Origin of the sequence: Wolbachia endosymbiont (group B) of Melanostoma mellinum (assembly GCF_947251465.1) — a bacterium.
Taxonomy (GTDB): Bacteria; Pseudomonadota; Alphaproteobacteria; order Rickettsiales; family Anaplasmataceae; genus Wolbachia.
Window position 1 is genome coordinate 1,648,546 of record NZ_OX366366.1, and the last position, 21,028, is coordinate 1,669,573.

A 21,028-nucleotide genomic window follows, 5' to 3' on the forward strand; every position below is an offset into this window, starting at 1 on the left:
ACTCCTATTTGCTATGGCCTAAAGATTTTATATTATATGGGGTATCAGTTGTACTGAGGCTTGACTGTGGCAAAGTATCACCAGCTTCACGCAAAATTGATTCTTTAGAAGCTTCTTGAGCTAATTTAGAAAACACTTGTTCTCCTAATTGCAATTTTTTACCCCCATGAAATAACTGAATTTTACTTAATACAGAATCTTTAACCTTTATCATCTCTTCACTACTCATTTCTTTTACGTGCTTTAATATCTTCCCTAATATTTCTTCTTTACTTACCCCTTGTCTACTTGGATCCACAATTAAATTTGCTATTGTATATGTAACTGAATAGTCTACAAAAATAGAGGAAATAGATTGCTCCCCGCGGTCTTGAGTTTTTAATTTTATTATACGTTCCCAAACATTCATCATACATTTTTTTGTTTCTTCAGACAGATCTGGATTTTTCAGTACTTGATCTGATAATGAAGATAAAAAAGTTGTGTAACGTTCACATTCAATCTGACTACACAATCGGCTTAATTCCATAAAAGAATCAAAGTAATACTGACCTACTAGCACATTCAACACTGCATAATAAGTATTTTCCTTATAATCTCTATTTAGTAATTTTTTCTTTTGTTCATCATCCATTTTAGACAGGCAAAACTCTATGGTGTCTACTTCTTTGTAACCCTTTACTGCAGATAAAGCTGCTTCAATTAACAAATTATTTTTATCTTGACTAGAAATACTGGAATCATTGTGCAATTTATTATAGAAGAACTCTATACCTTCTTCCCAGTTTTTATTAGAATTTATCTGTATGGATTTTTGCAAACCTTCAACTGATTTATATTCGTTTAGTTTTCCAATCTGCTTATCAATAAGAAAAGACCAGAAAGCTTCTATAGGGCTAGTTTCTTCGATATTTTCCAATAATTCTCTTCTCAGATCATCATCAGATCCATCCTCTTCAAAGGCACTTCTCTTAAATCTCATAAATACTTGTTCAAACAATCCAGGAACCTTATCTTCTAGACAATATTTACATGCCAAGTAATATCTATCTGCAAGATCAAGCGGATTTTCTTTTCCATTTTTATTTTTTTCTTCAGTTAGCCTTTCACCAAAAGCTTTATTTTTTAATTTTATTCCATCCCAACAAGAATTATCAGAGAATATATCAGAGAAAAATTTTAATTTTCCCTCATCAAAATCTTCAATTAATTGAATATAAACCCTCAACCATCTTTCTACTCTAAGATGTTTTCTTGCTTTAACTTGATTATCGTCGCCTTTAATACCACCTTTTAATATATCAAGTATTTTATTGTAATTGTGATCCAAACCAGATTCCATACCCGTAACCCCATTTTGTATTTTAATATAAACTTTAGTCTAGTAAATTATCGTTGCCAAGCCAATCTTTTTCTCCAAACCTTACCACTGCACAACAGGAAATTTCTTGAGAGCCAAGTATGATATTTTCATTCTAATAATTAATTAGAAAACATTTTTATTTACGAAAAAATAGACCTTGTTGTAACTAAAGAAACGTCTATTTTAGTGCTGCAAAAATTTGAATTATTGACTCTTTCTAAAATTGCAAAAAAGGTCGTATATTTGTGAGAACAAGCCGCATAGAAATAAGGTTATAAAAATAGAAGGTTTAAATTATTTTCATAAGCTTAGGCAAAACAGTTCGTACGTAGGTTTAGTAAAAGTGAGCCAATATAGCTGATTTTAGCGTATAATAAAATTATTATAAAGAAAAGTTCGTATGGATCACATGGTAGATACCGTCTTGTCAGTCAACAAGAAAATTATAGAAATTGAATCTTAAGCTGTATTACGAAATCAAAAAATACTTTCTATCAACATATACACTAACCAACTACATTAAATAAATTTGTGTAAAATGCTATTTTACATAAGATAGAAAGTACGCATTTTTTGATTTTAAAGTACTAAATTCTCCTCCAACCGCTTTGCCCTGTAATTCTTGATATGGTCAGGATTAAAAGCACTTTTGGATTTTAGAACACCGAAAATGATATGGAGTAGCTTACGCATTGCAGCACCAACGATAGCCATATTATGCTTACCCTTTTCCTTTAATCTCTGGCAAAAACTAATAATGATAGGATTGTGATTCTTAGCTACTATAGCAGGAAAGAAAAGTGCTTTACGTAATGTTTGTGAACCGGATTTACTTAATCTGGGTTTGGCATATACAGAGGAACCTGACGTCATATTTCGTGGTATAACTCCTGTATATGCTGCCAATTGCCTGGCATCTCTAAAAACCTCTATGTCAGGAACTTCAGCTAAAATAGCTATTGCTGATTCTTCTCCTATTCCTGGAATAGTCAATAGAAGTTGAAAATTTTCCAACAATTCTTTATGTTGATTTAATAGTTCACGTACGGAGTTTTTTATTGTTTCTATTTTTTGAGCTATATTCATTGCAAGGTCTTCCCAAGCACTTGCAACTTCTTTAAGCAGTCTCTCTTTTTTTTCTAAGTGGTTATTTACTAATGTTAACTCATCTTTTAACGCAACTGAGCAACGATAAAGATGTTTTAATTTTTTCATTTCAGGAGAAGGTGGTGTCCAACTAGAAGGTTCCTGTCTTTGGCAATAATCAGCAATAACTTCTGCATCGGTCTGATCATTCTTTTGTCGTATCAGCTTACTCCTTGCATAAGATTTTATGCAATAAGGATTTACAACACTAACAGAATGTCCAGCGTTGTGCAGAAACTCAGCCAAAGCTTCGCTATAACAACCAGTAGCCTCCATGCAGGCTTTTACTTCTTCTACATTATGTTTTTGTAGAAAGCTAAGTAAACCTTGAAACCCAGAATCCTCGTTTTTAAAACTCCTTTTTCTAGTTTCACATCTTCCTTTTTTGCTTATGAACGAGAGAAAAACATCAAAGCGATCTTTCGATACATCTATACCTAAAAAGTTGTTGATCATATATAACCCCATGCGTTACCATTAAAAATGAAAAGTAAGGCTAGTCTTGTGAATACAGAATTAGAACCATTTAGGTTTTTCTACGATACCGTCCAGCCTGTACTCTTGAGAAGAGAACTCTTATCTACCTTACAGATTTTATATCTAAGACCACTGACAGAGTTCTTCTCTTCTCCATCTAATGCTTAAGCTTAAAACATTAGATGCTTTTTACAAGATACAAGACCAACTGATTCCAAGAAAAATTGTTCTCACCGTCCCTGGTTTTGAGCACTGAAAATGGCTATATTATTTAAGCTATTAGTAAAATACGTTGTTAGATTAATAATAATTTTCTTAAGGAGGAATTTAAGGCAAACTCATAATGAAAACAGAATTTGAAGGTAAAGAAAAATCCCGTACCGACCTTCTTAAGAGACTTTTGCCTAAAACTACTTTGGGTTAGAAAATTTTCTACAATAATGATTGACAAGTTTTAAAGATAGAATACTATACTTAAAATGTAATTGATAATCTAATTAATTAAGGTAGTGGCTATGTTGCGTTCAGATATTCCAAAAGTTTTGTTTTCGTCTATTAAAGAGGATGATCCCCATAGAGCATCTAAGCTTTTTCAAATTGAACGCTGGTGCTATGCAAATTGGCGTCTGCACCAAAAAAGTGGCAAGAAAGGACGTAATTTTCTTGCACAGGTATTGTCTAGCGAGGATTGTTGGAAAAAAGTAGACAATTTACACGGAGTTAAGCTTGATAGGCAAATGGTAGGTAAAAAATTGATTGTGCAAAATTCAAATAGTCCTTTTAGTACTGATAAAAGATATGAGATTGCCTGTCGTTATTGCCTGGAAGAAGATATTATTGCTCTATTTGAAGAGAGAAAAAATAAACTATCAGCTCAAGGTAAGAGCAGTCTGTTGGAGTATGGTCACTTAGTTAAGACTCTAGGAGGCAACCTTTTAATAGTTTTTTGGTCACATTTTGTTAGTGGTTACATCTCTAAACTAAATTTAGATGGCTGTCATCCATATGAGTACGGGCTTAAATGTGCTGTGAGTCTTAAGCAAGAGCAGGCAGTGGAATTCTTCTGGAATAAAATAAAATCATTACCTGAAAGTGAGATGAGCGAACAGAAAAAGGATGAAATCTTGATGAAGACAGCAGTATATGTAGCAGGGAACCGTTGTAATAGTTATCCTGAAATATTCGAGTTTTATTTTAGTCAAATAAGTCCTGATAAATATCCAGAACTTCTAAAAAGAGACTTAGCTGAAAATGGTTATTATGGTAGTTTGAATACACTACAGGGTGCACTTCGCTTTGATCAATTTCAAGCATTGTTTGACTATTTGAAACCAAGTAATGTTTCAGAAGATAAATATCTTGTCTGGCTACACTATATAAAAACAGAAAACAGCTCATATTATGCTGGTGAAGGTGCAAAGCTTTTCATGCATATGTGGAGAAAGGAGGGATTTGATAGCCATCGTACTTATGTGCTGAAGGAAGAAGTTTGTAATAGATCTTGCTTTCTTGTTACAAGTTTATTAGTACCTTGGGTAAATCAAAATTACATGGAACCGGTATGGGCAATATTAGATAAGGCTAATTCTGATCAAATTAAAGAATTTATGGATTCTAGGCAAGCGGAGTATATACGATCTGTGTTAGAGCAAAGAGATATTGATTCATTAAATAAATTTTTATCATACGGTAAGTCTACAGCTGAAGGGTTTACTAGCTTGACTGAGGTTAAATTAAGCAAAGCATGTGAGCAATTAGGGTTGGGCAATTAAGGTATTATAAGGCAATTCTATAAAACAGGTGATGGTTTCTTGTTACTACTTTAGCTTCTGTCAAAAAGGCGTTGCATTATAATATAAATGTTATATATCCAAGTTAGTATGCAGGTAAAAATAGCTTATATTGTTGATATCTCTGATAATAAATAGTGGATTTGGTATAATGTAATGAAGGGGGCTTTATGTTTAAGACACAATATCTAACAGATCACCTAAAAAAAGAAGGCGTTAATTCAAAGATTACCGAATTATCGGATCAAATACAATATATAGAGCAAGCTAAAGAATTTTATCAACTTAAGCGTTATCGTAGATCTGATGTTGATTCCGAAAGTGGAAGTCAGGTTAAGAGAATCGATGTTCCAGGAGACGGTAGTTGCTTATTTTGGTCTGTTACTATGGCTTACTTAATACCCGTCAGAAACGACGATGCTTTATTTCGACAAAGGTATGAAGTACTATTTGGAAATGATGGAACTGTAACCCAAAATTTAGATCATATTAGAGGTTTGGTTCGGAATTTAGGTGCTGCGAATTATGATGATACATTTGCAAATTTAGTAAGAAACGTATTTCGTAATCGAGTAGTTGATCACATAAGTTCTTATAGAAATGAGTTCAGAGATTTTGTTGAAGGTGATTTTGAGCGTTACTTGGAAAACATGAGGAACCCTGATACTTGGGGAGGTGAACCTGAAATAAGAGCAATGAGTGGAATGCTTAGCGCAACGATTAGTGTTTCTGGTGAGGTTGAAACTCAATATGGTAATGGAAATACTCAAATACAGTTATTTCATGTTGGTGCACCAGGTAAACGAAACCATTATAATTTTGGTCTTGAAAGGAATATTATTGATAATGATAAAGAGCTTGCAAAAGGCTTAAAAAGAGTCATGGGTAAAGTAAGACCACAAGACTTTGAGTTAATACAGTTATTGATAGAGGAAGCAAGTAAAGAAGTTGGTATAAGCCAGCAAGATGAGGATTTTAAATCTTTTGAACCGAGATTTCAGTCATTTGTGGATCAGATTCCATCTTATTTACACTCTGTAGAAAAAGCAGGATTTTTTACACACTTCTTCCTAGGGAGCTTTTCTACTTTGCCAGATATAAAAATTGCAGAAAAGTTAAATATTAAAAAGATTTATTTTAGTTTTGATACTTCAAAAACTTTAAAAGTAGCTATTGTTAAAAATGGTCAAATTGGAAATGCTGAAGATGCTATTAATAATATAGATTTATTTTCCATTTCAGAAGGTAAGCGTGGCCATCAGTTTACTGTTAATGAGTTGGAGAACATATTAAGAAAGAATATAGATAGGAGTAAGATTAGAGATCGGGATGTTGAGAATGAGATCCTAAATATTAAGAATGAAATTCAAGATAGAATAAAATCTAGATTAGTACAGATCTATAAAGGAAAGGGTGATATTTTTGTTAATATGGAAGCTAAAGAGATACTTGATTCTGCTACTAGCAAGGAATTTTATGAAATAGAAAAAGGAATATGGAATAATCCGGAAGGTGATATAGCGAAGCTATCTGATTCTGATGCGCAAACAGTTAGCAGGTCTTTAAAAAAAGTTCTTGAAAAAATTAATAACGTTCATTCTGAGTATGTAGGATCAGTAGTCTATGATAATAGTGCACGTGAAGCAGCACATCATGGATTTATGGTAGGCGTTTTCATGAATTTCCACTATAGGTATAATCTTAGAGTTTACCCAGAGCAATTTGCAGGAAGGGGTTATGCAGATATTATCTTGCTGGCTCGTGGTCCTGATCGTGCATTGGATTCTATTCCCATTATTATTGAATTAAAAGCGGGAGCAGGTTCTAATGCTACTCCAGATAAGGCTTTGCAGCAAGCAGAAAAGTATGCACAAGGCTTTCAACCAAATATTCAGCGAGTTCTAACCACTGCAGATGACATTTTATGTGTTGGTGTCAATCTTGATAATCCATCTCCTATCTCTGATATTAAAGTATCAAATCGTGGAGAAGAAATAATTCCTCTTTTTCAAGATATGTTAAAATCCTCTGATGATTGGGATACGCAAGAGATTGGTAAAAGAGAATTAAAAGAACAGATAAAAGATAATATGGAACGTATTTATCATACGTTTCCTGGTACATCAGAGAAGGGAGATAATCATTATTTTAGTAGGTTTTTACTAGGGCAATCATTATTATTAAGTGAAGATTCAGGAACAAGTTTAAAAAAGTATATTTTTATCTATGGAGACAATATACCTACTGAAGTGCATCCTAATCTTCGTAGGCTTGGACGTCCGGCAGCTCAAAGAGCCAGAGAAAGACTGTCAGCTAACCTTGATGCAAGCCATGCAGTTGTAACAATGGTGCTCATTCCAGAAAATACAGAGAAGTTGGTTTATGTGATGAATATTGTTGAAGCTAACAGAAAAGATGTTTTGAACGGGCTGAATGAAGTTCTTCCTCTTGATAGATTAAATAGAGAAATAGGGAATAGGGAAATAATCGAATTAAGTCTTAATTTTGATACTAGATACAAGTCAGATTTTAAAAGATATCTTACTATTTGGGCTGAAAAATACAATTCTTTACAAGAGTACAACAACGGAGATAATAGATTTCAAGGTACTTTTAAAGAAGTTACTTATCCTAATGAGTTAAAAGAAACATTTGATAAAGCACTAGATATCCAATCCTTATCAATAAGAGGATATAGTAGATTATTAGAAAAAATTGGAGAAGGAATCTTTCCTTTTAAGAGTCTCGTTAATAAAGAAGCTCATTTCCAGGGAATATTGAATGGAGTGTTTAGTTATTATAGTGACTTAAAATTACAGGAATCACCAGAAACTAGAGCATTAGTTTTAACTGAGTTTCAAACTGGTAGAGGGGAACGTATTGACATGCTAGTTCATGGTATTAAGTTTGTGGCTCAAGGTGGAAATGCTGAGGAGTACACTCCAATAGGGTTAGAACTTAAGGCATCAAGGCAGGGTAAAGGGGCTCAAGCTTTATTGAGGGAAGCAAATGATCAAATAAATGAAGAGTACAAAGAAGGTGTTACCTATAAAACACTTACAGATGGTGATGAGGTAAAATTTATCGGTGTTGTTTTCGATAAAGGATCTAATAATCCGAATAAACTTATTTTAACAAGTAGGACAACCAAGGAAGGATTTATTCCTGTTGAAGTAGTTCATAGTTCAGTTCATATGCTGCCTACTGGTGAAGCAACACAATCTTTGAATAAGTTAAATCTTAATGGCTGTGCAAAGCAAAGCAATAGAAAGAAGAGAAGTATTAAATGTTTATTTTCAAAGGATGATGTGGAAAAGTTTAGTAAAGGAAGGGTAGATAAAAATAATGTAGGTAAGGTTATAATTGATAGTGAAAAGTTCCTAACTTATGTTAAAAGCAGTCAAGATGAAGGGAAAAATGCTCAGCTAATAGAGTTTATTGGAAACAAAAATATTGAGGGTGACTATAAATATTTAGTTGATAAGGTGATTGGAGACCAAGGGTATGAGCGCTATATTCAGAATGAGCGTATCAAGGATTTATATGGTGACGTTTTACAGCAAAACAGTGATTTAACAAAAAACCCGAAATTAAAAAGCAGATTAATGAATGCTGCAGGTGGAATACAATTAATAAGAGGAATTCATGGTGCTATTGTATCTTGCAAGGATGGAACAGCAACGGATTGTGGATTAAATCTAGGTGGAATAGGATGGTCTTTTGCGTCTCAACCAATTGAGAATGTAATGGTTAAAATTGCTCCAAAAGTTGTAACATCAGCTGAAAAAGTTGTAGGAAGGATTATACCGGGTACTTTAGGTAAGCAGACAAAATTTGTTGTTCAAGTTGCAGGAGTAAAATTTGGAAGTAAAATAGCGAAAGGCACGGCAGGAGCTATAGCTGGTATATTTGATATTATTGATATAGGCATATCAGCAAATAACCTTGTAGACTGTAAAAATAGAGAAGATAGTAATAATCCATGTGGAGAAAAGGAGATAAGAGATAATATAGCTTCTATAGCCTTTTCTGGTGTGTCATTTGTTTCTGGTGTTGCTCTTACAGCAGCTAGTCTGCCTGGAGTTGGTATTGGAGTTGGATTTGGACTCATGGTAACTCATGGAGTTTATAGTGGTATTAGCAATATTATAGAGTATGAAAAGAAGTATGATACAACTCATGGTGAGAATTTCGATATCTTTTTGCATACGCTTTTACTTTCATCTATGCCATATGATCTGGAACACCTTGCAGCCAGAAATAATATGGTTAATAGTCAAGCTAAAAGAGCCTGGAAAGCTTTAAGTGATAGCCCTAATGATGTAGTTGCCTATGGAGTTGGTTTTGGGGTGGATAGCGACACGCCATCTCTTCATGCAGGGTATGGAAAGATTCTAATGAATAGAACAGATGCTGATACAACAAACCTTTCACGTGTTATACCTGACCCAATTCAAAATGCTACGATGATTTGCTTACCACAAGTCACTAGCGAAATTTATGAAAAAGGTATTAAAAAATCAGTTCCAACAGCTGTGCATCACTGTGAAAATACAATGGTTATTGCTGATAGAAGAAGAATGCAAAATGGTACAATAATTCTTTATAATTTAGAAAGCATAGATGAAGGTACCATTGTTGGAAGTAATACATTAAATAACTACTTCTTGATTTTTAGAGGAAACACAGGAATAACTGGTGGTAATAATACTGTTAACAAATTTATTCTTGTGAAACCTGGAGGTTTTTCGGGTAAAATTATTGGTGGAAGTAATGCTACTAATATACTTGACCTAAGTCAATCAACAGAATACGACTTTGTACAAGCAAAAATTGACTATCGTTTTAGACCTAACGCTCCCGGTCTTTTAAGGTTAACAACAAATCTTCATCGATTGATCAATGATTATGTTGATAGCAATGTCGATGCTTTCAGGTATAGCTATATTGGAAGGCAAAATAAGACAGATAATGTTTTATGTACATATAATTCTAGGCGCCTTACTAGAAACGATAATCGTGACGTCTTTATAAATAGTGGTGGAGGTTTGAGCAAAAATGAGAAGGATACAGTTGATAATTGTAAAAAAGTAGCTATTGCGCCATACACTAAAGTTACAGGTGCAGAAAATGATTATACCTTTTATATAAAAACCACAGATTACGAGGCTAAAGATTTATATTCAGAAATTGATGTAAAAGGAACGGGAACTGTAATCTTTCCGGAAACTAATCTGCTAGATGATTGTGATGAAATATCTTATTTCTCGACTAATAATACTTTATCTTTAAAAATAGGGCTGGGTCAAGGTAATCAATATACCCTTGATATTAAAAATTATATTAAGCAAGGCAGTAATCAACCTAATTTTATGCTGATAGATAAAAATGGTAGTAATATTATTCCTAAAATTGAGAAACTAGAATCATCCATTACAAAAATTAACTCGTTCGAGTTACATACAGAACATTCTCTTGATAGCTTTGATGCTGCAGAAAATCATTACAAGGAAATACTCATTAATAATAAGGACTATAAAGTCTTTGGTGTTGTTAGAGCAAAACTACAAAGCAATAGCGAATTCCAACATATGGTATTTGGTTCTTCAGGAGAAGATATAATAAATTTTGACCAAAGGAGTATGTTTGCTAGAGGTGGAAATGGAAGTGATATGTATGTTATTGATAGCAACACAGAGAAAAGAGAGATTATTATTGATAATAACTCAGGTGATAAAAAATTAGATATGTTGGTTATGCCAGAAGTTCCTGAGGAGTTTTCAATTCAACAGTGTAACTTGCATTTAAACTATAGTAATACTCATGTTCAAGTAAGAAATTATCTTAAGGGTAACAGCTATAGGCACCTTATGGTTATGAACAGTAAAGGAGAAACCTTTATTCCTTATGTACAATCAATGTCATGTGCTGGCTCTTCCGTAGAAAGTGGCAAATTATCTCCCTTTTTCCATGCCACACAGACTCAGAATATGTTTTTGTTGCCTAAGGATTTTGAAGGTGATCATTTAGTGATTGATTCTAATCTTGAAGATATCGAGAAATATAAAGATGAAGATGATCTCTTATTAACAAGAGAAGGTGAGATTCCTTTTATTATTAGAGTAGAAGATTTTTATAATGACCAAAGTAAATGGAGAGATGTTAATTTTCTTCTGTGGAACAATGGTAATTTTTTTCCATATTTAGGTTTACAGCAAGAGGTTGATGGAATAATGGACTATCAAGATAAACTTAAGAATGATTATGAAAAAATTATAAAAGAATATGTTATAGATTTCACTAAGTCTATCAGTATCACACATAATCAAGATGGCACTTTAACTTCGGTGGGGCAAGATGAAGAACGCATAGGAGTAGTGATATTAAAAGATATTACTCCAGATCAGATTAGGGTTTCCAGTAGTAATACAGATTTGGTGTTTTCCGACGAAGTATCTAACCATGTAATCAATGTAAAAAATTGGAATAATTCTGAGTCTTATAGGATTTCTACATTGGAATTCGATTTAGGGTTAGAACCAATAATAATCCGGAGATTAGACAGGTTTAGTTTGTCTGATATAGCAGAAATACAAGGTCTGATTAATAAAGCTTCAGAGATTTGCCAAAAGAAGGCTGGGTGCGAAGCTAACATTGAAGCTAAAAATAACGATGGCCAAACACTTTTTCATGTTGCTGCTCAAGAAGGCAAATTGCGTTCTATTAGGTTTCTTATAGGTAAAATTGAAAGTATGAATTTTGAAGATAATTTGTATTCAGAACCTGATGAACTAGTAAAAGCAGTTCGCCAAAGAGAAAGATTAAAGTCTCTCATAAATGAAAAAGATAAGTTCGGTTATACACCGCTACAATATGCTGCTAAAAATGGCAAGTGGGATATAGTTAATCTTTTCCTTGATAAAACTGCTGAAAGAAATCAAGATGACGTTGCAGATAAAGATAAATTCTCAACAAGCTGGACTACCGTGCACTATGCCGTTTACAATGGTAATATGAGTCTATTTAATGATATATTTCAATTTCTTTCAGATAAAGAAACTATGATTAATACTAAAGACAGTAGTGATTGGACACCTCTACACTATGCTGTATATTACAATGCTTTAGATGTGGTAAAATTTCTTGTGAACAAAGGAGCTGATATCAGTGTTAAAGATAAGGATAGTAAAACACCTTTAGACTTAGCTGCTCAAGAGAATGACACAAATGTAGCAGAGTTTCTAAAGCAAACGGAATTAGATAAAAAATTGTTAGCTGCAGTGCAAGATGCAGGTCTTAATGAAGTTAAAGATCTTATTAATCAGAAGGCTAATATTAATGCTAAAGACATGTACGGTTGGACGCTTTTACACTTTGCTGCTTCTCGTGATAAACTTAGTGTAGTTGAGTTTCTCTTCAATAACAATGCTAATATTAATGCTAAAGATGTGTATGGTAATACACCATTACATGTAGCTGCCCAGTACAGTAGTAGTCTTGAAATAGTTAAGTTTCTTTTAGACAAGGATATTAGCGGTATTAATAATATAACCAATAATGGTTGGACACCATTGCATGTAGCTATACAAGGAAACAAATTAAATACAGTCGAACTCCTTCTTGGCAGAGGTGCTGATATTGAAGTTAGAGATATTTATAACCAAACATCTTTAGATTTGGCTACTCGAAAAGGTTACCTAGATATAGCAGGAATTTTGAAGCAAGTACAATTAGATAGAAAATTGTTGACTATTGTGGAAAGCGGTGGTTTTAATGAAGCTAAAGGTCTTATTGCTCAGGGTGCTAACATTGATACCAATGACAAGAACGGTAATACACTACTGTATTCAGCTGCTGAAATCGGTGATTTAAACCTAGTTAAACTCCTTCTTGATAACGGTGCTAATATTGAAGCTAAAAACGGAGAATATCAAGCAACTCCATTGCATGGAGCGGTTGAAAACTACAGGATAGATGTAGTCAAATTACTTCTTAATCGTGGTGCAAATGTTAACGCTGAAGACAAAGACAATTGGACACCTTTACATTATGGTGCTGATACCAACAGTCCTGATATAGTAAAAGTTCTTGTCGATGCTCATGCTAATCTTGGTGCTAAAGGTAATTACGGTAAAACACCGCTAGATATTGCGAAAGACAAGGGGCACAATAATATTGTGGAATACTTAGAAAAAAAGCTCAGGGGAGGAAGAGGAGAACGCAAACGCCGTCATCACCATGGAGATCACAATTCTCATAACTTATCACGCAAACCCCTTGCTATAGACCAACCTCAGATAGCAACAAGCAGTGGCGCAAAACCATCTTCATGGATAAATGATTTATTTAGTCGGGTGAAAAGCTCTGTAGGTAGATTATTGAGTTCTAAATCTGAGGGGACTGCAAGTTCATTATCACAAGTTGATGGGCAATTTGCCAAAGCGTCGATAAGTAATAGTAGTTTCACAGGTACCACACTACCATCTGATGGTACAGATAAAAGACAAGAAAATGGAGGTTTCTTTCGAGACAACGTCGATTATGTAAATGCAAATCTAAAACGAATGTGTGAAAGGCAAGCACCTGTTAAATTTAAGCCTAAGGATAGAAATACAATATTAGAAATGGGAGATCACTATCTATCACAGGTTGACTTTAATGGTACAATAACTTTATTTGACTTATTGATTAGAAGGGTTACAGGTCAAAAGTATATTTCTACAATAGATCAGTCTATATCTCCACTAGAGGCACAGGAATATACACTCAATATTACAAAGGGATTTGAGAAAGTAGTAGAGCAAGCTGGATTAAAAAGTGGTGTGTCAATGCATCGATTAAATATTGATTTTGTGGAAATACAGAAAGAAGTTACAGGAAAAATCATGAGTGGTAAATTTGATGAGATTTCGGGGATTTTCAACTCATATGTAGAGAAAGCATGTTCTGGTAAAGAAGCTGGTAAATTAAGTCCGAAGAAATTTGAAAAGTTTATAGCTCAATTTAATAAGGGTCTGCTAAATCAATCAATAGAGCAGATATTACACAACAGAGATGGTAGATTAGAAGTTGATGGTACAAAAAAACAGCAGATAAGTTTAGAGCCTCAAAGTTATTTAAGTAATGCTTCAGTTCACAGCCATTCAGAAGTATCAACTTGTCTTTCTGAGATAGGAGTAACCAAGCTTGGAGGTAATATCAATAGGTAGGTTATAATATAAGAGGTGCAGCTATAAAATGCCAAGTAGTGAAAATTTTAAAGTGAAGGTAGCAAAATTAGCCAAAATAATTAGGGAAACCAGTAGCAAGTTTGATGGTCCTAATACTAAAATGGATGAAGTAGACATTAAATACTAAGTGGTTAATGTGTTTTCCATATTGAACTTACAGCACGTAGCTTTGATATAGAAGTTTGAGTAACGTTATGATAGTAATTTATATAATTCTATGTGCAATCCTTATAGCTATTTTAGACAGTTCATTAGATTCTTAATTAGGGAATATATCTAACTTAAAGAAGATTTTCATAAATGTTGAAGTGAATAAGTTGTAGTATTTATGTTTTTTCCCTGAGTTGTAAAATTTCAGAATGAGAGAGACCGGTAATTTGAGCTATAACATCTATAGGGACATCGGCCTTGAGTGAATTTTTTGCAACTTCAATTTTACCTTCAATTTTACCTTTTTCATGGCCGATTTGGATGCCTTCTTTCCTGCCTTTCTCTTCTCCAATTTGGATTCCTTCATGTTTAGCATCATCGAGTTTTTGAGCAAGGATAGCGTTTTCTTTCTGCACGCTCAATATTCTTTCTTCATATGCGATCAAATCCTTTTCATTCCAGCGAAACCTGTCTAATTCATCATATGCTAGCTTTATTATCGGAGCTTCTGCTGCTATCTTTTTTAGATCTTCTTCAGTTGTATCTTCTGCGTATTTAAAAAAGAAACACCATCTCTCTGTAGTATTCTCTAATTGCTCTACCTTATTTTTTGTAAATTTAGGCAACTCAATAAAGACAAATTGTAAATCTTTCAAGTAATGCCCATTGGTTTTGATATCGCGTATATTATGAGTAGAAATATAGTCAACTTCTTCAGGCAGAAGGTTACAATTGGAAATAGCAATAAAGAAGACTTTCTGAAGATGAATGTAATTACCAGATTTATCTAATTGCCGAGAGTAAGCTTTAGCAGCATAAAGTTGAGCACGTTTCTCAAAGCCTTTATCACGAGCGAGTTGCATTTCGATAACAAATCTATTACCAATAGAGTCTTTGCAAAGAACATCAACAATGCTTTGTTTGTCAGAGGCAATTTCAGGATCCATAATGGTACTAAGGAATTCAATTTCCATTATTTGATCAGAAGTAGAAAAACCTAAGATATCGTTGAGGAAGTGAATTAAGATATTTTTATTCTTTTCAGAGCCAAAGATCTTTTTAAAGCTCAAGTCATTTTTGGGATCAAGAAATTTCGAAAGAGCCATGACGAATTAACCTAAAAAGCATTAGTAATTATACACAATTGTGAAGAAATATTCAACTAAAATTCAAACATAAAAGTTTTTGTATATCTTTATTTGGTAGTATTAACCTATATAATATCTATTTCTGTATGGCAAAGTATACTACTGTTTCCATAAGGTACCAAATAGCACAAAGAGCAAGAAGCTGGAGATTAAAGAGAAAATATACCCTGAAGGATTTAGTAGGCAAAACAGGCATAAACTATCATACGCTGCTAAGATATGAGCAAGGAACATGTGGCATTCCAATTGAAAGGCTAAAAGTGATAGCAGAAGCGTTATCAATTCCTATTAGAAATCTATTTCCTGGGCGAAAAGTACTAAAAGAAAGTAGTTGTTTCGAGAAAGCTAAGACCGAGGAAATGTATAATTTTATAGAAAAAACAGGAGGACACAAAGCAATTTATGCATTAACCAAATCTATCCGAGCTGAGGAAGAAAGTAATATAAAAGCAGCAAGAATAAGAATTGCAAGGAATCTAGTTAAGGCAGGGTTTGATAATGACATTATCTATCGAGCAACAGGCTTATCAACGGAAGAATATGCTGATAAAGAGAGATACGAGCAAAACGGAGGACAAGAGATAAAAAAGTGGAGAATAATAAAAGGATATACACAAGAAGAATTAGCGAAAAAGCTTAATATAGGGCCCTCACAGATACATCACTATGAACAAGGTAGTGTTACCATTTTAAGTGAAAGATTATGGGAAATAGCAAAAGAATTATCAGTGGATGTTGAAGATTTGATAAAGGAATATAAAGAAAATGATTGCAAAGATGGTGAAGGAGAAAATGAATTATTAAGTTTGGCAAGAGAATATAGAAAAATTGACAATCAGGAATCACGAGATGAGCTGGATACATGGGTAGAATTTTTCTTGCAAAGAAAGCAAATTTACAAAGAGAAGATTGATAAAGTAGAGGAAATGAAAGTTACAAATAATTTACTTCAGTTAGGTTTTTCTACTGATGTTATTTCTAGAATAATTGATTAACAACAACCTTTTTACATAACTTGAAAATAAATATATATATTAATATCTTTTCCTATTCATGAAAAAATAAGTAAAAAAGATTTAAAAATTGATTTGACTTCACTCGGAAGCTATGGCTCTATGCCAATGCTGATAAAAAAACAGCAGTAAATAATTAAAAACAATTTGTTATTAACGAGGAGTATATTTTATGAATAATAGTGAAAAACTTACAGAAGAAATAGAGAGAGTATTACAGAGTGGAGGAGGAAGTGCTCTATTTGATCGTGAGATAGTGTCAGTGCTTCTAGGAGCAGTTCACGACAGAAAGCAAGCACAAGATGTTACTAAAACTCTAATGGATAACTGCCCAGGAATAGGAGAAATTTTGGGACGAGAAATCGATGATCTGAAAATGATAGAAGGAATGACCGAACATGCAGCCGCAGCAATTGAATGTGTTAAAGAAGCTTATAAAAGAGCACTCAGAGAAGGGTTAAAGAGAGGCCCTGTAATGGATAGCCAAGAAAAGCTGATAGAGTATGTAAGGGTAAACATAGGCTTTTCAGCAAAAGAAGCTGTCCTGATAATATATTTGGATAAGCAGAACCGTTTGATAAGAGATGAAGTGTATTTTGGTACAATAGATGAAGTACACTTATCTGAAAGGAAAGTGGTAAAAAAGGCGTTATCAATGGAAGCAGCATCGATAATATTATCTCACAATCATCCAGGGGGGAGTTTAGAACCATCAGAAGATGATAAAGTAATGACTAGAGAATTAGTATCAGCATGTCAAGGAGTGGGAATTGAGTTAGAGGATCACATTATTATGACAGACAAAGGATATTGCAGTTTTAAGGAAAGAGAGCTGTTATAAACCAAATTTCAATTGCTTGAGAAGTTTGGCTACACAATGAAATATAAAATCAAGTAGCAAAAAGACTTAGTCAAGAATCTGTATTGGAGAATTACAAAATATAAAAGATCTTTGTATAGTTTGTATATTAAGTTGTAGTTAAAGAATAAAAGTCCTGATAAAGCTATTCTTTTATTATAAATAGTTGCAGAATATACAAGATCTTTTTATAATTTGCGTATTAAGTTAATTATAAAGCAATAAATTGCTCTATAGACTTGAATAATATGCTTAATATGAGAGGTTATATGACTACTAAAAAAGCAGTATCATTTGATGATATGGATGGAAATACTTATGAGTTAATCATTGATTCTAAAAAGTTACCAAAAGGACTATATAGTGCTATTAGGCGTACTAGCAAAAAAAATCAGCAGCTTATACTTTTAGACGAGACTGATCCGAAAATATTTGATGATAAAAGCAGGTTTGAGAAGCCTGAAGGTGTGCCTTCCCCTAGCGATGTTTCTGAAAAATCAATCAATCTTGGAGAAGGACGTGAGGTTTATAACAAAAAATCTTCAAATCGTCAAAATCCGTTTATTCCATCTTTAAGCAAGATAGAGCCAAGTGCAAGTGAAAATGCAGAATTGAGGTGGTTTAAAAGTAGAGTGGTAAAGGCAAAAAGCGTAGAAGAACTGAACAAGACTATAGACCAAGCACTAAGTGCTGGAATCAGGATAAATGCGTATAGCGAAGGGCAGAAGAGTTTTGCTGATACAGTAATATCGAAAATGCCTTTGATCAAATGCAAAGAAAATGAGAAGGAAGATATAATATGTGAATTGATGCTAAATGGAGCAATATTCAGTTACGATCTATTGCAGGATAAGGGAATAAGTGAAATGCATAACAAACTCTATCAAGAGATTCGTCCACAGATAGATGAGTGGCTTAAAGAACTGAGAGAAATCGGTGAAAGTGCTATTGAAAATGAAGGAATCATAGAAGACGTGGAAATAGATAATAGGATGTTTGTGCGACCCGAAGTTGCGATTTTGTGATGGTTAGATTCCATCTTCCCTAGACATCAGGGATAATGTATGTCTCACATTTTAAAGAATGGCAACCTTTAGGATGCAAGCATGAGATAAAAGCAGGTAATGCTAAACCTTATAGCAAACTCCTGCAAACAGAGTTAGATATGGTTACGAGAGAAACTTATGATTGAATTGTCGTTATATTGAATATGCGAAATTAAGGTTGTTTTACGCATAGACCAAAATGGTATGAAGCATACGAGGAATTAAAGTTAGATGTCTTTGATTATAGATGTTCTCAGCTTCCGGTAAAAAGTAAGAACCTAAGTCTAACACGAAACAAAATCGTGAAACGGGATAACCATATAGGTGCTCTTATATTCATTTGAATGTAAGTAGGCAGCCAGCCATAAGCACTTACATTGGAGGGATTGTCCAAGAAGCTAATGCCCAAAGTAATATTTGGGATATGCAGACGTGGACACTATAATTTGGAAGGTAAAGTGGTGAATAGTAGTAAATATGTTATAGACCAACAATTTGTTAGGTATGAATGGAATACAATTCCTTGGCGTAAAGTTGAGAAATTTGTATTTAAGCTACAAAAGCGAATTTACCAAGCTGCAATATGTAATGATAAGAAGAAGGTACATAAACTTCAAAGATTATTACTCAATTCAATAAGTGCAAAACTACTTGCTGTCAGAAAAGTAACTCAAGATAACAGAGGGAAGAAAACTGCAGGTATTGATGGAAAAGCAAATCTTAATCATAAAGAAAGATTGCAATTAGCATATTCTTTAAATGTTAGAGAAAAAGCGAAACCATCAAAACGTGTTTGGATTCCAAAACCTGGAAAACCAATAGAATATCGCCCTCTTGGTATACTTACTATCTCAGATAGGGCAAAAGAAACACTTATGAAAATGGCACTAGAGCCAGAGTGGGAGGTAGGATTTGAACCGAACATGTATGGTTTTAGACCTGGTAGGTCATGTCATGATGCTATTGAAGCCATATTTAATTCACTGAATTGGAAAACAGCGTACTGTTTAGATGCTGATATTTCTGGATGTTTTGATAATATTAATCAAAATGCTCTGTTGGAAAAACTTAACACTACACCAACCTTTAGAAGAATTATAAAAGGATGGTTAAGAGCTGGAGTAATGGAAAACAGAAAATTTGAATCCACAAAACGTGGTACAATTCAAGGAGGGACGATCTCACCGTTACTTGCTTGTGTTGCATTAAATGGATTAGAACAATATATCAAAGAAACGTTATGGAGTGAACTTCTTCAATATAGGAAGATGAAATGTGGTGTTGCAAGCAGTAGAGAAGCAAAAAGCTCATTAAGTGTAATTTTCTACGCAGATGACTTTATCATCATACATGAGAGTAAGGAAATCATTCTGAAGGCAAAAATGATAGTTGAAGAATGGCTCAAAACCATTGGACTAGAATTGAAACCTTCAAAAACAAAGATTTCTCATACTCAAAATGGAGAAAAGCCAGGATTTAATTTTCTTGGTTTCTCAATAAGGCATTACTCTACGAAAAATAATAAGAGGGGTTATAAATTATTAGTCAAACCAAGTCGTGAATCCAGAAAACAGCATACACTCACTATAAAACATAAGATTAGAGGATTAAGAGGATCAACACAAGAAACAGTAATAAGACAGCTTAACCCAATTACTAGAGGGTGGAGCAAATATTATTCTTCGGTTGTGTCAAACAAGACCTTTAGGTTTATTGACAGTGTAATGTTTAGAAACATCTGGAAGTGGGCAGTCTACAGGCACCCAACCAAAGGAAAATACTGGATTAAAAATAAATACTTTAAAAAGTATAAAAACGATAATTGGCGATTTATGACAAATAACAAAGTTCTTCTTATTAAGCACGGAGATCATGCTATTAAAAGGCATGTCAAAGTGAAAGGAACCAAGTCTCCATATGATGGCGATTGGGTTTATTGGGGTAATCGTTTAAGGAAGATACCAGATAAACTACCAAGAGTAATAAAATTGTTGAAGTTACAACAAGGTAAATGTGGTCATTGTCAACTTTGGTTTAAAAATGATGATATCTTAGAAACACATCATATTGACCGAAACAGACGTAATAATATGAAAAAGAATTTATCCTTGTTACATGGACATTGTCACGATGAATTACATAGAAAGTGTGCATGACAAGCACCAAATTATAGAGGAGCCGTATGAGGCGAAAGTCTCACGTACGGTTCTGAAGTCGAGTGGGGAGAGGCGACTTTTCCCACTTAGATAACTTTATGAAATTTTCTGAGAGTAGTAAGGTAAATATTGCAAGAATATTGGAAGGTACAAAAAATTTAGGATTAACCACAGGAGAGGTAAAATTAGGAGGTGATGTTATAGAAATAGGAAATAGTAAGGTTGAGGTTAGAAGTGAAAAAGAAGGTGAGAGGAATTACGTTGATGTGTCTGACAATAGTGCTTTTGAGATAACATTTCCTACAAGTATTGGTAGCCTAAAAATTGTAGTATACCATAATGCGAAAAATGACAGTCAAGTAGAGGTCAGAGTAGCAGATAAAGAAATGTGGTCTGAACTACAAAAGAGAGGGGAAAATATAGGAAAAGGGTGTTTTTTTGGAGGAATGACGGTCACAGAAGCGGTAGAAAAAGGAAGTTTCCCTAGGAGTGGTAAGTGGAGTAAAGAAAAGGCAAAAGAAGAAATAAGGGCGATTAGTAATAATGAAACATTATCATGGGTTAATAGGATATATGGAGGTAGTAAAGAGACCTCTCGGAAACTTTAAACGAAGGGAGGTTTTCTTCCCTTCTTTAACCAAAATCATAAA

10 protein-coding genes are annotated in these 21,028 nt (G+C 33.7%); 7 read left to right on the forward strand and 3 right to left on the reverse strand.

Annotation, left to right across the window (positions count from 1 at the left end):
• Positions 1-4 precede the first annotated feature (4 nt).
• Entirely contained in the window at positions 5-1,342 is a 1,338-nt protein-coding gene (locus OPR42_RS07695; protein WP_265042250.1) for a hypothetical protein, read from the reverse strand.
• A 600-nt stretch (positions 1,343-1,942) separates the two neighbouring features.
• Positions 1,943-2,965 carry an IS110 family RNA-guided transposase gene (locus OPR42_RS07700; protein WP_264375440.1) on the reverse strand — a complete coding sequence of 341 codons (1,023 nt, stop codon included), beginning with the start codon at positions 2,963-2,965 and terminating at the stop codon, positions 1,943-1,945.
• Between the two features lie 536 nt (positions 2,966-3,501).
• Here OPR42_RS07700 and OPR42_RS07705 point away from each other — a divergent pair.
• Complete coding sequence (locus OPR42_RS07705) at positions 3,502-4,758, forward strand: hypothetical protein (protein ID WP_264376371.1); 1,257 nt, start codon at positions 3,502-3,504, stop codon at positions 4,756-4,758.
• 188 nt (positions 4,759-4,946) lie between these two features.
• The gene (locus tag OPR42_RS07710) at positions 4,947-13,985 is read left to right on the forward strand and encodes an ankyrin repeat domain-containing protein (RefSeq protein WP_265042251.1); all 9,039 of its coding nucleotides are present in this window, start codon (positions 4,947-4,949) and stop codon (positions 13,983-13,985) included.
• 347 nt (positions 13,986-14,332) lie between these two features.
• Here the strand turns inward: OPR42_RS07710 and OPR42_RS07715 are convergent, their stop codons facing one another.
• The gene (locus OPR42_RS07715; RefSeq protein ID WP_262986565.1) at positions 14,333-15,262 is read right to left on the reverse strand and encodes an Rpn family recombination-promoting nuclease/putative transposase; all 930 of its coding nucleotides are present in this window, start codon (positions 15,260-15,262) and stop codon (positions 14,333-14,335) included.
• Between the two features lie 128 nt (positions 15,263-15,390).
• On the opposite strand from OPR42_RS07715, the gene wmk reads away from it, so the two are divergent.
• The 5 genes from wmk (at position 15,391) to OPR42_RS07740 (ending at position 20,986) form a co-directional block, all read left to right on the forward strand.
• Entirely contained in the window at positions 15,391-16,299 is a 909-nt protein-coding gene (gene wmk, locus OPR42_RS07720) for a WO male-killing family protein Wmk (RefSeq protein ID WP_265041412.1), read from the forward strand.
• A gap of 190 nt (positions 16,300-16,489) precedes the next feature.
• Positions 16,490-17,158 (forward strand): JAB domain-containing protein, encoded by a 669-nt coding sequence (locus tag OPR42_RS07725; RefSeq protein WP_264704329.1) that lies wholly within the window; start codon positions 16,490-16,492, stop codon positions 17,156-17,158.
• A gap of 287 nt (positions 17,159-17,445) precedes the next feature.
• Positions 17,446-18,201 (forward strand): hypothetical protein, encoded by a 756-nt coding sequence (locus tag OPR42_RS07730; RefSeq protein ID WP_265041652.1) that lies wholly within the window; start codon positions 17,446-17,448, stop codon positions 18,199-18,201.
• Between the two features lie 422 nt (positions 18,202-18,623).
• The gene (locus OPR42_RS07735) at positions 18,624-20,378 is read left to right on the forward strand and encodes a reverse transcriptase domain-containing protein (protein ID WP_214303292.1); all 1,755 of its coding nucleotides are present in this window, start codon (positions 18,624-18,626) and stop codon (positions 20,376-20,378) included.
• Positions 20,379-20,440: 62 nt separating this feature from the next.
• Positions 20,441-20,986, forward strand: a complete 546-nt coding sequence (locus OPR42_RS07740; RefSeq protein WP_265042252.1) for a hypothetical protein — start codon at positions 20,441-20,443, stop codon at positions 20,984-20,986.
• Positions 20,987-21,028: the final 42 nt, after the last annotated feature.